Here is a 13,819-nt window from a genome sequence, read left to right on the forward strand (position 1 = left end):
GGCCGGCAGCCTGCCGCCTGACCGTCTCGCGGTGGCTTCGGCCGCCGCCCACCCCACACCCTCCGCAGGCATCCCTTGGAATTGATCATCTAGGCGGGGGTGGGGGATGGGGCCTGTTCGGCCGGTCGTGCGGCACCCGGTGTCGGTGCCGGTGCTGAACGGAGGTGGGTTCCGCAGCTCGGCGGTTACAAGGTGCCGCTGCGCCTACCCGTGCCGCCCCTGGCGGCACGACTGCCCGCAGCTACGTGGTGTGGCCAGGCAGGCGCAAGCGCTTACGCGTGCGCCTGTGTGCGCCCCGGTCCGCCGCCGTGCGCGCCGGACCGAGCGGCGTGCTCAGCCGCCGTACGCCCCCGAGGCGGTCAGCCGCAGGGCCGTGTCGATGAGGGGCACGTGGCTGAACGCCTGCGGGAAGTTGCCGACCTGGCGCTTGAGCACCGGGTCCCACTCCTCGGCGAGGAGACCCAGGTCGTTGCGGAGGGAGAGCAGCTTCTCGAAGAGCTTGCGGGCCTCGTCCACGCGGCCGATCATCGCCAGGTCGTCGGCCATCCAGAACGAGCAGGCGAGGAACGCGCCCTCGTCGCCCGGCAGCCCGTCCACGCCCTCGTCCTCGCCGGAGGTCGGGTAGCGCAGGATGAAGCCGTCCGGGGTGGACAGCTCGCGCTGGATCGCCTCGATGGTGCCGATGACGCGCTTGTCGTCCGGCGGCAGGAAGCCCATCTGCGGGATCAGCAGCAGTGAGGCGTCCAGCTCCTTCGAGCCGTACGACTGTGTGAAGGTGTTGCGCTCCTTGTCGTAACCCTTCTCACACACGTCCCGGTGGATGTCGTCGCGCAGCTCGCGCCACTTCTCCAGCGGGCCGTCCGCGTCACCGGACTCGATGAGCTTGATCGTGCGGTCCACGGCGACCCAGGCCATGACCTTGGAGTGCACGAAGTGGCGGCGCGGGCCGCGCACCTCCCAGATGCCCTCGTCCGGCTGGTCCCAGTGGTCCTCCAGGTAGCGGATCAGCTTCAGCTGAAGGAGGGCGGCGTAGTCGTTGCGGGCCAGGCCCGTCATGTGGGCCAGGTGCAGGGCCTCGGTGACCTCGCCGTACACATCCAGCTGGAGCTGGTGCGCGGCGCCGTTGCCGACCCGGACCGGGCCGGAGTTCTCGTACCCGGGCAGCCAGTCCAGCTCGGCCTCGCCCAGCTCCCGCTCACCGGCGATGCCGTACATGATCTGCAGGTTCTCCGGGTCGCCGGCGACGGCCCTGAGCAGCCACTCGCGCCAGGCGCGGGCCTCGTCGCGGTAGCCGGTGCGCAGCAGCGAGGAGAGGGTGATGGCCGCGTCGCGCAGCCAGGTGTAGCGGTAGTCCCAGTTGCGGACGCCGCCGATGTGCTCCGGGAGCGAGGTGGTCGGCGCGGCGACGATGCCGCCGGTGGGCGCGTACGTCAGGGCCTTCAGCGTGATCAGCGAGCGGATCACGGCCTCGCGGTACGGGCCGTGGTACGTGCACTGCTCCACCCAGTCGTGCCAGAACTCCTCGGTGGCCCGCAGCGACGGCTCGGGCTCCGGCAGCGGCGGGGGCTGCTTGTGCGAGGGCTCCCAGGAGATCGTGAACGCGATCCGGTCGCCGGGCGTCACCGTGAAGTCGGAGTACGTGGTCAACGCCTTGCCGTACGTCTCGCACTCGGTGTCGAACCACACAGAGTCCGGCCCGGCGACGGCCACCGTGCGCCCCTCGTGCTTGTGCACCCAGGGGACCACACGGCCGTACGAGAACCGCATGCGCAGCGCCGAGCGCATCGGCACCCGGCCGCTGACGCCCTCCACGATCCGGATCAGCTGCGGGGCGCCGTCACGGGGCGGCATGAAGTCCGTCACACGGACCGTGCCGCGCGGGGTGTCCCACTCGGATTCCAGGATCAGCGAGTCGCCGCGGTACCGGCGGCGGGAGGCCGTCGGCGGCTCGGCGTCCGAGGCGTGCGCGGGGCCCAGTCTCCAGAATCCGTGTTCCTCGGTGCCGAGCAGTCCGGCGAAGACGGCGTGGGAGTCGAAGCGGGGCAGGCACAGCCAATCGACCGTGCCGTCCCGGCAGACCAGCGCTGCGGTCTGCATGTCTCCGATGAGTGCGTAGTCTTCGATGCGCCCGGCCACGTGCAACTCCAGTCGAACGGCCACGTCGTCGCCCCCCGAGGGGCGGTCGCTGTGCGGTGTGCGGTCAAGGGACCCAAGGGAACGACAAAGGAACCATATTTCCAGAGTGTTCCAAGGGACGGTGTCATGCGATGTCGCTCAACGATCCTCAACGCAAATGAGGCGATCGTTGCTCAACGGACTGACGAGCTCTCATGATTACCGGAGACGGGCGGGGGTGGTGCCGTCGCGGCGGCCGCGCTCGGCAGCGAGTGTCCGACGAGGATACGACGCACCGGAGGGCTCCGCGTGCCGCTCCAGGCAACACGAGTGGGCCGAACGGGTGAGCCAAGGGTGAAGGCTGATCGAGATTCGCCGACTGTCGTACGGGTCCGTGTCGGCCCGTGTGCGGAGCGTGGCCGGAAGCGATCGTGTCCTGTCGCTGATACCCTGGTAGCCCGTGGACCGGTGGGCGCCCCGACGACAGAGGGACCCCCGAACCGCAGCGAAGGCACCCCCGACGGATCCGATCGGGCGGCGGCCGACCCGCACACCGAACCGCGACCACGGGAGCCCCGTCTTGGCCATGCCGCCCGCTGCTTTTCGAAACACGACGACCAAGCACATCTTCGTCACCGGGGGTGTCGCCTCCTCGCTCGGCAAGGGTCTGACCGCCTCCAGCCTCGGCATGCTGCTCAAGGCACGGGGCCTGCGCGTCGTGATGCAGAAGCTCGACCCGTACCTGAACGTCGACCCGGGCACGATGAACCCCTTCCAGCACGGTGAGGTGTTCGTCACCAACGACGGCGCCGAGACCGACCTGGACATCGGCCACTACGAGCGCTTCCTCGACCGCGATCTGGACGGCTCGGCCAACGTCACCACCGGCCAGGTCTACAACACGGTCATCGCCAAGGAGCGGCGCGGCGAGTACCTGGGCGACACCGTGCAGGTCATCCCGCACATCACCAACGAGATCAAGCACCGCATCCGCCGCATGGCCTCCGACGAGGTCGACGTCGTCATCACCGAGGTCGGCGGCACCGTCGGCGACATCGAGTCGCTGCCGTTCCTGGAGACCGTCCGCCAGGTCCGTCACGAGGTCGGCCGCGACAACGTCTTCGTCGTCCATATCTCGCTCCTGCCGTACATCGGGCCGTCGGGAGAGCTGAAGACGAAGCCGACCCAGCACTCGGTTGCGGCTCTGCGCAACATCGGTATCCAGCCAGATGCGATCGTGCTGCGCTGCGACCGTGAGGTGCCCGCCGCGATCAAGCGCAAGATCTCCCTGATGTGCGACGTCGACGAGGCCGCCGTGGTCGCCTGTCCCGACGCCCGCTCGATCTACGACATCCCGAAGACCGTGCACGGCGAGGGCCTGGACGCCTACGTGGTCCGCAAGCTGGACCTGCCGTTCCGTGATGTGGACTGGACGACCTGGGACGACCTGCTCGACCGCGTCCACAACCCGCTCCACGAGATCCACCTCGCGCTCGTCGGCAAGTACATCGACCTGCCCGACGCCTACCTCTCGGTCACCGAGGCCCTGCGCGCGGGCGGCTTCGCCAACAAGGCCCGCGTGAAGATCAAGTGGGTCACCTCGGACGACTGCAAGACCCCGGCGGGCGCCGCGGCCCAGCTCGCCGACGTCGACGCCATCTGCATCCCCGGCGGCTTCGGCGACCGAGGTGTCTCCGGCAAGGTCGGCGCCATCCGGTACGCCCGCGAGAACCGGATCCCGCTGCTCGGCCTCTGCCTCGGCCTGCAGTGCATCGTGATCGAGGCCGCGCGCAACCTCGCCGACATCCCGGACGCCAACTCCACCGAGTTCGACTCCGCCACCGCGCACCCGGTCATCTCCACCATGGCCGAACAGCTCGACATCGTCGCCGGTGAGGGCGACATGGGCGGAACGATGCGCCTGGGCATGTACCCGGCCAAGCTCGCCGAGGGCTCGATCGTGCGCGAGGTGTACGACGGCAAGGAGTACGTCGAGGAGCGCCACCGCCACCGCTACGAGGTGAACAACGCCTACCGCGGGGAACTGGAGAAGAAGGCCGGCCTGCAGTTCACCGGAACCTCGCCCGACGGCAAGCTCGTCGAGTACGTCGAGTACCCGCGGGAGGTCCATCCGTACCTGGTCGCGACCCAGGCGCACCCCGAGCTGCGCTCCCGCCCGACCCGGCCGCACCCGCTCTTCGCGGGGCTGGTGAAGGCCGCGGTGGAGCGCAAGACCGGTAAGTAAAACCGAGCGACACGAGAGCTGTACGGTGACCGGGGTGCGCGTCTTTCGGGATGTGTGCCCCGGTTTCTTTGCTGCACGTGTGGGAGGACGAGTCGACATGACGATCAAGGACACCGCCGAGGAGTGGGAGGTCCGGGCGAGCGAGACGCCGTTCGTCGGCAAGAAGACCTCCGTGCGCACCGACGACGTGGTCATGCCCGACGGTTCGGTCGTCCGCCGCGACTACCAGGTCCACCCCGGTTCCGTCGCGGTTCTCGCCGTCGATGACCAGGACCGGGTCCTGGTCATCCGGCAGTACCGCCACCCCGTCCGCGAGAAGCTCTGGGAGATTCCCGCCGGGCTGCTCGACGTGCCCGGCGAGAACCCGCTGCACGCCGCCCAGCGCGAGCTGTACGAGGAGGCGCACGTCAAGGCGGAGGACTGGCGGGTGCTGACCGACGTCTACACCACGCCCGGCGGCTGCGACGAGGCCGTGCGGATCTTCCTGGCCCGGGACCTCTCCGAGGCCGAGGGGCAGCGGTTCGACGTGGAGGACGAGGAGGCCGACATGGAGTTGGCCCGGGTGCCGTCGGGTGAGCTGGTGCGGGGGGTTCTCGCCGGGGAGTTGCACAACAACTGCCTGGTGGTGGGGGTCCTTTCGTTGGTCGCGGCGCGTGCGGGGGACGGTATCGAGGCGTTGCGTCCCGCTGAGGCGCCTTGGCCTGCGCGACCGTTTGAGCTTTAGGGGTGTCGAGGTTGTAGGTGAGCTGCGGGAGGTCTGTGGCTGGTCGCGCAGCTCCCCGCGCCCCTTACGGGGCTCACCTTGGCTGCCGGTCGTACGATCTGCTGATCCGATCGAGCGACCTCGCCGCCCTGCTCCGCCCAGATCGTCGCAGAGCGTGAACTAGGCTCGGGAAACGCCCGAACCGGAGTCCCGGCGGGCTTGCTCGTGCGGTGGGACGGGAGTGTGGCCCGTGGCGGATCAGGCGGTGGACCTCGGGGGTGCCCGGGTGTCCGGAACAGGGCGGCCCCCGGCTGTCGAGGCCGCCCCCACGGACAGTCAGTTCCTCGGCCGCACACGAGAGTTGAAAGAACTGCGGGCCGACATCGGCCGGGCCGGGCTCAACACCCTCGCGGGCCGCAAGGCACCCCACGCGCGCGTGCTGCTCATCGCCGGCCGGCCCGGCTTCGGCCGCACCGCGCTCGCCGAGGAACTCGTACGGCAGGTTACCGACGGTTACCCCGATGGGGTGCTGCGGGCCCGGCTCGCCGAACCCGACGGCACCCGGGTGCCGGTCGAGAGCGCGGCGCGGGAACTGCTCGGGGAGCTCGGGCTGCCGGCGCCGGCCGGTGCCGACGAGGACGAACTCAGTGAGGCGTTGCGGGAGGCGCTGGCCGATCGCCGGGTGGTGGTCCTGCTGGACGACGCGGCCGATGCCGAGCAGGTCGACGCGCTACTGCCGGACACACCCGACTCCCTGGTCGTGGCGGTCTCCGGGGGGCCGCTGACGGGCATCTCCGACGTTCGCCCCTGCACCCTGGGCGGACTGGACACCAAGTCCGCAGTGGAGCTGCTGGAACGCTTCAGCGGCTCGGTGCGCATCACCGTGGACCCCCGCTCGGCCGAGGGGCTCGCCGAGGTGTGCGGGGCCCAGCCCGCCGCGCTGCGCCTCGCCGGGGGCTGGCTGGCCGCCCGGCCCGCCGCCGCCGTCTCCGACCTGGCCAAGCAACTGCGCGCCGAGGACGACGACAGCCCGCCGCTCGCCAGGGTCTTCAAGCTGGTGTACGCCTCGCTGCCGACCGCCGCCGCCCGGATACTGCGCCTCCTCGCGCTCGCCCCGGCGGGCCTGGTCGACCCGCACATCGCCTCCGGGCTCGCCGGCTGCTCGGTCGGCGCGGCCCGCACCACGCTGGACGACTTCGTGGCCCTCGGGTTCCTGCACCAGATCGACTCGGAGCCGCCGCGGTACGAGGTCCCCGGCTGCCTCCAGCCGCTGCTGTGGTTCCTCGCCGAGAGCCAGGAGCGGCCGGGCGAGCTGCAGCTGGCCCGCGCGCGGATGCTGGAGCGGACGGTACGGCTGCTGCAGTCCTGCCGGGCCATCACCGAGACCGACAGCCCGCTCGCCCGCGAGAAGCTCCTCGCGATGCCCAAGGCGCTGCGGTTCCCGACCCCCCGGGCCGCCGAGGAGTGGCTGCGCGTCCGACGGCCCGCGCTGCTGGCCGCGGCCCGGCTCGCGGTCGCCGACGGGGAGCTGGACACCCTCGCCCGGCGGCTGATGTCCCAGCTGGTCCGGGCCATGGTGGCGCACTTCGGCACCCAGGCCGCGGCCCCCGACCTGTACGGCATCCACGGGCTCGTCCTCGATGTCGCCGAGCGCCGCGACCTGCCCCGCGAGCAGGCGGCCGCCCTGCTGAACCTGGGCGACCTGGACGCCCGGACCGGCCGTACGAAGGCGGCGCTGGCCCGCTACCGGGCCGCGCTGGACGCCGGACGCCGGGCGAACGACCCGTACGCGACCGGCCGCGCGATGGAATCCGTAGGCGGCGCCCATCAGGAGCTGGAGGACTACGAGCGGGCCGCCGACTGGTACGGCAGGGCGCTCGCCCAGCGGCTCGCCCGGGACGAGCGCGAGGACGCCGCCCGGCTGTACGGCCGGATCGCCGCCGCGCACACCTACGCGGGCCGCTACGGCGAGGCGCTGCGCAACTGGAGCTCGGCGCTCACCGGCTACCGCAGGCTCGGCGATGTGGGCGGCCAGGCAAGGGCGTTGAGCGAGATGGCACGCGTCCAGGAGTACGCGGGGCGGCCCGAGGAGTCGCTGCAGACCTGCCAGGAGGCGGCGGAGTGGGCGCGGCGCGCCGACGACACCCGACTGCAGGCCGCGCTCCAGCTCCGGACCGCCGACACCCTGGAGCGGCTCGGCGACCCGGCGGCGGCCCGGCTGCACCGGGGAGCCGCCGAGCGGCTGCTGGGCGACGAGGTCCCGGACCCCGAAACCAACGAGATCGAGCCGGAACAAGGCGCTAACACCTGCGAAATCCGTAGTGCATCCGCGAAAGATTGATGCATTGAAAGGCTAGACAGTAGAGACGCCTTCATTAGACTGGCTACGCCGCCGGTTCTCCTGCGGTGTCTCCCGGTGCGCTCCGATGCGTACGGGTACGTCCCGCATCGCGTGGCATATCCCGCCTGTGCGTGCGGGCCCCCACACCCCTCCGAGCCAAGGACCGTGATCGACGTGAAGGTCGGCATCCCCCGCGAGGTCAAGAACAACGAGTTCCGGGTGGCCATCACCCCCGCCGGCGTGCACGAGCTGGTGCGCCACGGCCACCAGGTCGTCATCGAGCAGGGCGCCGGTGTCGGCTCGTCGATCCCGGACGTCGAGTACGTCGCCGCCGGCGCCGAGATCCTGGCCACGGCCGACGAGGTGTGGGCCGCCGCCGACCTGCTGCTCAAGGTCAAGGAACCCATCGCCGAGGAATACCACCGCCTCCGCAAGGACCAGACGCTCTTCACCTACCTGCACCTGGCCGCCTCCAAGGAGTGCACCGACGCCCTCGTCGTGTCGGGCACGACCGCGATCGCGTACGAAACGGTCGAACTGCCCAGCCGCGCGCTGCCGCTGCTCGCGCCGATGTCCGAGGTCGCGGGCCGGCTCGCCCCGCAGGTCGGCGCCTACCACCTGATGCGGGCCAACGGCGGTCGCGGCGTGCTGCCCGGCGGCGTGCCGGGTGTGCTGGCCGGCCGGGCCGTCGTCATCGGCGGTGGCGTGTCGGGCTGGAACGCCGCGCAGATCGCCATCGGCATGGGCTTCCACGTGACCCTGCTCGACAAGGACATCAACAAGCTGAAGGAAGCCGACAAAGTCTTCGGCACGAAGATCCAGACCGTCGTCTCCAACGCCTTCGAGCTGGAGAAGGCCTGCCTGGAGGCCGACCTCGTCATCGGTGCCGTCCTCATCCCGGGCGCCAAGGCCCCGAAACTGGTCACCAACGAACTCGTGTCGCGGATGAAGCCGGGAAGTGTCCTTGTCGACATCGCGATCGATCAGGGTGGCTGCTTCGAGGACTCCCGGCCCACCACCCACGCCGAGCCGACCTTCCCGGTCCACGAGTCGGTCTTCTACTGCGTCGCCAACATGCCCGGCGCGGTGCCCAACACCTCCACCTACGCACTGACCAACGCCACGCTGCCGTACATCGTGGAACTCGCCGACCACGGCTGGGCCGAGGCGTCTCGCCGTGACCCCGCGCTGGCCAGGGGTCTCAACACCCATGACGGCAGGGTCGTTTACCGCGAGGTCGCCGAGGCGCACGGCCTGGAGCATGTCGAGTTGGCGTCGCTGCTCGGCTGACCCGCCGTCCGGCCTGGCGTCGCGAGAGCCCGCCGATCGGCCGCTGACCGGCTGCTTCAAGTCACCTTTCGGTAAAAGGCGATACGTCAACACAGGTCGTCAACGGCACCTTCCCGGCCGGATCTTGCCCGACAAGGTCCGGCCGGATGTGTGTATGGTCACTTTGTGACACTCGCGCAACTCGCCTCGAACGTAACCGTTCGGATGTTTCGCGCACCGGTGAAACCTGCCGTGCGACGGCCCTACGCCCTTGACAGCCGCATGTTTCATTGCCGACACATCGGGCCGGGTCCGGCGGATTGTGTTGCTGCGGACCGCCGACACGCCATAGAGTCGCCAGCTGTCGGCATGGTGCCACGCTGACCTATCTAGAAGTTTCCTGGTCACCAAGGAGGTAAGACGACTTGTGAATGAGTCGACATTTACTCCCGGGGGTGGTCAACCAGGAATGCCTGCGCCGGTCTCGGGCCCTACTGGGTTCGCGGCTGTCGGCTCCGTCGCCGTCCGCACCTTCGCGGCCCGCCAGAGTCCGCAGGCAACTCCGACAGCACTCCAGAGCATGGATGGCCTACACGTGAACGCCATGGCCGGCGACGGAAGTGGCGGGGTCCGCAACCACTTCGCCGACTACGACGAGCTGCCCGACGGGCACTTCTACGACCCCGATGCCGAGTACGAGCCCGATCCGGAGTACGCGGCCACGCTCGCGCCCGACGCGGCACGCCAGCGCCGCGAGCGCATCGGTCCGACCGGTCGCCCGCTGCCGTACTTCCCGATCCCGGGCCCGCTGACCGACCACGGTCCCGCGAAGATCATCGCGATGTGCAACCAGAAGGGCGGCGTCGGCAAGACGACGTCGACCATCAACCTGGGTGCCGCGCTCGCGGAGTACGGCCGCCGGGTCCTGCTCGTCGACTTCGACCCGCAGGGCGCCCTCTCGGTCGGCCTCGGCGTGAACCCGATGGAGCTCGACCTCACGGTCTACAACCTGCTCATGGAGCGGGGCATGTCGGCCGACGAGGTCCTGCTGAAGACCGCGGTCCCCAACATGGACCTGCTGCCGAGCAACATCGACCTGTCGGCGGCCGAGGTCCAGCTGGTCTCCGAGGTCGCGCGCGAGTCCACGCTGCAGCGGGCGCTCAAGCCGCTGCTGGCCGACTACGACTACGTCGTGATCGACTGTCAGCCCTCGCTCGGCCTGCTCACCGTGAACGCCCTGACGGCCGCCCACAAGGTGATAGTGCCGCTGGAGTGCGAGTTCTTCGCCCTGCGCGGTGTCGCGCTGCTGACGGAGACCATCGAGAAGGTCCAGGAGCGGCTCAACCCCGACCTGGAGCTCGACGGCATCCTCGCCACGATGTACGACTCGCGCACCGTGCACAGCCGTGAGGTCCTCGCGCGTGTCGTCGAGGCGTTCGACGAGCACGTCTACCACACGGTCATCGGGCGCACGGTCCGCTTCCCGGAGACCACGGTCGCCGGTGAGCCGATCACCACGTACGCCTCCAACTCCGTCGGTGCCGCCGCCTACCGTCAGCTCGCCAGGGAGGTGCTCGCCCGGTGTCACGCCGAGTGAGTCTGCCGGGGGCCGACGAACTCTTCCGTACGACAGGGGGAATGGCGCTTCAGCCGTCCACTCCCCGGCGGGGGCCCAACGGAGAAGCCCGTGTGCCCGCTCCCGCCGGGGACAGCGACGGGGTCGCCGGCGCGGAGGACGCGCCGCCGTCCGTGCCCGTGCAGGGCGGTGACGGCGAGGGGTCCGAGCATGTGGCCGCGGACGCCGAGTCCGACGGCGAGCAGCCACGCAGTCGCTCTGCCGCGGCCGGGGCGGAGCGGGCCGCCGCTGCCGGGCGTCAGCCGAATCCGCAGGAAGGTTCTGCCGCCGCGCCGCGTAAGCGGGGGCGGGGCTCCGGGCGCCGTCCCAGTGGACGGGAGCGGCACGACGAGAAGATCACCGTGTACGTCTCCGCCGAGGAGCTCATGGATCTCGAACACGCGCGGCTGGTGCTGCGTGGCGAGCACGGGCTGGCCGTCGACCGCGGGCGCATCGTGCGGGAGGCTGTCGCCGTGGTGCTGGCGGATCTGGAGGCCCGAGGGGACGCGAGCATCCTCGTACGACGGCTTCGTGGGCGGTAGGAGTAGCCTGCGGGGGTTATGACCTCGTATGACTCCTCTGGCTCGGCTTCCGGTGGTTCCGCCGGGCGTCGGCGTGCGCTGGGGAGGGGGCCGTCGGCTCCGCCCTTGGCTCCGCCGGTCGAGCCGGTTTAGAGCGAGTCCTCGGCTGATGCCGGTGGGCACAGCGCGGGCGGCGGTGACGAGGAACCGCCCACTGTCGTCCCTGCCGAAGCCGAAGCCGAAGCCGAAGCCGAAGCCGAAGCCGAAGTTGAAGCCGAAGTTGAAGCCGCTGATGACGGGGTCTTCAAGGTTCGGCTTGCCAACTTCGAAGGGCCCTTCGACCTCCTCCTCCAGCTGATCTCCAAGCACAAGCTGGACGTCACCGAGGTCGCGCTTTCCAAGGTCACCGATGAGTTCATGACGTACATCCGGGGGATGGGGTCGGACTGGGACCTGGACGAGACGACCGAGTTTCTCGTCGTCGCCGCGACGCTGCTGGATCTGAAGGCGGCCCGGTTGCTGCCCGCCGCCGAGGTCGAGGACGAAGCGGATCTCGCGCTCCTCGAAGCCCGGGATCTCCTATTCGCGCGGCTGCTCCAGTACCGCGCGTACAAACAGATCGCGGGGATCTTCAACCGGCGGCTGGACGAGGAGGCGCGGCGGTATCCGCGGACCGTCGGGCTGGAGCCGCACCACGCGGAGCTGTTGCCCGAGGTGGTCATCAGCATCGGGGCGGAAGGATTCGCCAGGCTGGCCGTGAAGGCGATGCAGCCGAAGCCGAAGCCGCAGGTGTACGTCGATCACATCCACGCGCCCCTCGTCAGCGTTCAGGAGCAGGCCCAGATCGTCGTCGCGCGGCTGCGGGAGCTGGGGGAGGCGTCCTTCCGGGTGCTCGTGGAGGACACCGATGACACCCTCACGGTCGTCGCCCGTTTCCTCGCACTGCTGGAGCTCTATCGGGAGAAGGCCGTGGCCCTCGACCAGGAGACCGCGCTCGGGGATCTGATCGTGCGGTGGACCGGTGGGGGCGGGGGCGCGGAGCCCGTGGTCACGGACGAGTTCGACCGGCCGCCCGAGCCGCCCAAGGAGGAGAAGGCGTGAGCGAGGAGAGAACCGGGGTGCCCGAGGGTCCGCGTACCGTCGCCGACCTCGACCTCAAGCCCGCCCTGGAGGCAGTCCTCATGGTCGTGGACGAGCCCGCGACGGAGGAGCACCTGAGCAAGATCCTTGAGCGGCCGAAGCGGCAGATCGCCAAGGCGCTCAGGGAACTGGCCGACGAGTACGTGGTGCAGGAGCGTGGGTTCGAGCTGCGGCTGATCGCGGGCGGGTGGCGGTACTACACCCGGCCCGAGTACGCCGCCGCCGTCGAGCGGTTCGTGCTGGACGGCCAGCAGGCCCGGCTGACCCAGGCCGCGCTGGAGACGCTGGCCGTGGTCGCGTACCGGCAGCCGGTGAGCCGGAGCAGGGTCTCGGCCGTGCGAGGAGTCAACTGCGACGGGGTCATGCGCACCCTCCTTCAGCGCGGTCTGGTCGAGGAGGCGGGCGCGGAACCCGAAACAGGTGCGATCCTGTACAGGACGACGAACTACTTCCTGGAGCGGATGGGCCTGCGCGGCCTGGACGAGCTCCCGGAGCTCGCGCCCTTCCTCCCGGAGGCGGAGGCGATCGAGGCCGAGACGCTGGAAGGGGTCCCGTCGTTCGATCCGGATGCACCGGATGCAGATGCAGACGACACGACGACGACGGAACTTTGATGCGAAGCAGTGGCAGCGGCAGTGGCAGGAACAACGGGCGCGGCAACCCTCGGGGAAGCGGTGGCGGCGGCTCCCAGCCGAAGGGCGGGGGAGGGCGCGACGACAGGCCGAAGCGCCCGGGCAAGCCCCGTCCCGAGGAGCGCCGCTACGACGTGGGCCCCGGCGCCACCCACGAAGGACCGAAGTCCGGGCGTGGCGACGCGGCCCGCGGTGGCGCCAAGGGCGGCCCCAAGCAGTCCCCGAGCAATGGGCGCGGCCGTTGGGCCCCGGCGACCTCCCGCGAGTACGACGCCCGGGCGGAGGAGCGCAACCGCGAGCGGTACGCGGGCAAGAAGGACGTCAAGCTGCCCAAGACCTTCCCGGGCGCCGAGCAGGAGGGCGAGCGGCTGCAGAAGATCCTCGCGCGCGCGGGCTACGGCTCCCGGCGGGCGTGCGAGGAGCTGATCGAGCAGGCGCGGGTCGAGGTCAACGGCGAGATCGTCCTGGAGCAGGGCAAGCGCGTCGACCCGGAGACGGACGAGGTCAAGGTCGACGGGCTGACGGTCGCGACGCAGTCGTACCAGTTCTTCTCGTTGAACAAGCCGGCCGGTGTCGTGTCGACGATGGAGGACAACGAGGGCCGGCAGTGCCTCGGTGACTACGTGACCAACCGCGAGACGCGGCTGTTCCACGTCGGGCGGCTCGACACCGAGACCGAGGGCGTCATCCTGCTCACCAACCACGGAGAGCTGGCGCACCGGCTGACCCACCCCAAGTACGGCGTGAAGAAGGTCTACCTCGCGCACATCGTGGGCCCGATCCCGCGCGACCTGGGCAAGCAGCTCAAGGACGGCATTCAGCTGGAGGACGGGTACGCGCGCGCGGACCACTTCCGGGTCGTGCAGCAGACCGGCAAGAACTACCTCGTCGAGGTCACCCTGCACGAGGGGCGCAAGCACATCGTGCGCCGGATGCTGGCGGAGGCCGGCTTCCCGGTCGACAAGCTGGTGCGCGTCGCCTTCGGGCCGATCACCCTCGGCGACCAGAAGTCGGGCTGGCTGCGCCGGCTGTCGAACACCGAGGTCGGGATGCTGATGCAGGAGGTCGACCTCTAGGGTCTCCGACGCCTTCTGGCGTCGGGTCGAGCGTCATTCGAGCAGGGCCGGTCCCGGGTTTGCCTTCGGGGCCGGTCCTTTGCCGTTCCCGGCGCCACTCTTGGCCTTCCTTTCCCCGTAAAAGGGTTGTGCCCCGGCGCCCGCCCCTTTATAGTCGTTATG

The 13,819-nt window shown here is 70.2% G+C and carries 9 protein-coding genes and 1 pseudogene; 9 read left to right on the forward strand and 1 reads right to left on the reverse strand.

Translation table 11 applies throughout. The features are described from left to right. Positions 1-333: 333 nt before the first annotated feature. A complete protein-coding gene (locus tag ACFU53_RS23830; protein ID WP_371584355.1) occupies positions 334-2,136 on the reverse strand; it encodes a glycoside hydrolase family 15 protein in 1,803 nt (600 codons plus the stop codon). Between the two features lie 565 nt (positions 2,137-2,701). On the opposite strand from ACFU53_RS23830, the gene ACFU53_RS23835 reads away from it, so the two are divergent. The 9 genes and pseudogenes from ACFU53_RS23835 to ACFU53_RS23875 all read left to right on the forward strand — a co-directional run bounded on the left by ACFU53_RS23835 (position 2,702) and on the right by ACFU53_RS23875 (position 13,657). Beyond that, on the forward strand, positions 2,702-4,360 hold the full coding sequence (locus ACFU53_RS23835; RefSeq protein ID WP_383995907.1) for a CTP synthase: 1,659 nt from the start codon (positions 2,702-2,704) through the stop codon (positions 4,358-4,360). Positions 4,361-4,457: 97 nt separating this feature from the next. Beyond that, a complete protein-coding gene (locus tag ACFU53_RS23840; RefSeq protein WP_383995826.1) occupies positions 4,458-5,084 on the forward strand; it encodes an NUDIX domain-containing protein in 627 nt (208 codons plus the stop codon). Between the two features lie 229 nt (positions 5,085-5,313). Next, a complete protein-coding gene (locus ACFU53_RS23845) occupies positions 5,314-7,404 on the forward strand; it encodes a tetratricopeptide repeat protein (protein WP_383995829.1) in 2,091 nt (696 codons plus the stop codon). A 165-nt stretch (positions 7,405-7,569) separates the two neighbouring features. Further along, on the forward strand, positions 7,570-8,694 hold the full coding sequence (ald, locus tag ACFU53_RS23850; RefSeq protein ID WP_383995832.1) for an alanine dehydrogenase: 1,125 nt from the start codon (positions 7,570-7,572) through the stop codon (positions 8,692-8,694). Between the two features lie 448 nt (positions 8,695-9,142). Next, positions 9,143-10,270, forward strand: coding sequence for a ParA family protein (locus ACFU53_RS23855; RefSeq protein WP_383995835.1), 1,128 nt, complete (start codon positions 9,143-9,145; stop codon positions 10,268-10,270). After that, on the forward strand, positions 10,255-10,830 hold the full coding sequence (locus tag ACFU53_RS23860) for a hypothetical protein (protein ID WP_383995838.1): 576 nt from the start codon (positions 10,255-10,257) through the stop codon (positions 10,828-10,830). Before ACFU53_RS23855 ends, ACFU53_RS23860 begins: the two co-directional genes overlap by 16 nt. 18 nt (positions 10,831-10,848) lie before the next feature. Further along, positions 10,849-11,910: pseudogene (locus ACFU53_RS23865) on the forward strand (segregation and condensation protein A). Further along, positions 11,907-12,563, forward strand: a complete 657-nt coding sequence (scpB, locus tag ACFU53_RS23870) for an SMC-Scp complex subunit ScpB (RefSeq protein WP_383995841.1) — start codon at positions 11,907-11,909, stop codon at positions 12,561-12,563. Before ACFU53_RS23865 ends, scpB begins: the two are co-directional and overlap by 4 nt. Continuing rightward, positions 12,563-13,657 carry a pseudouridine synthase gene (locus ACFU53_RS23875; RefSeq protein ID WP_383995844.1) on the forward strand — a complete coding sequence of 365 codons (1,095 nt, stop codon included), beginning with the start codon at positions 12,563-12,565 and terminating at the stop codon, positions 13,655-13,657. Before scpB ends, ACFU53_RS23875 begins: the two co-directional genes overlap by 1 nt. The last annotated feature ends 162 nt before the right edge of the window (positions 13,658-13,819 follow it).

The organism is Streptomyces sp. NPDC057474 (assembly GCF_042802555.1).
Taxonomy (GTDB): Bacteria; Actinomycetota; Actinomycetes; order Streptomycetales; family Streptomycetaceae; genus Streptomyces.

Bases quoted from the DNA above. Each gene is read 5' to 3' on its own strand.
- ACFU53_RS23855 (WP_383995835.1), top strand. From the start codon at position 9,143: ATGCCTGCGCCGGTCTCGGGCCCTACTGGGTTCGCGGCTGTCGGCTCC.
- ACFU53_RS23840 (WP_383995826.1), top strand. From the start codon at position 4,458: ATGACGATCAAGGACACCGCCGAGGAGTGGGAGGTCCGGGCGAGCGAG.
- ACFU53_RS23875 (WP_383995844.1), top strand. From the start codon at position 12,563: ATGCGAAGCAGTGGCAGCGGCAGTGGCAGGAACAACGGGCGCGGCAAC.
- ACFU53_RS23835 (WP_383995907.1), top strand. From the start codon at position 2,702: ATGCCGCCCGCTGCTTTTCGAAACACGACGACCAAGCACATCTTCGTC.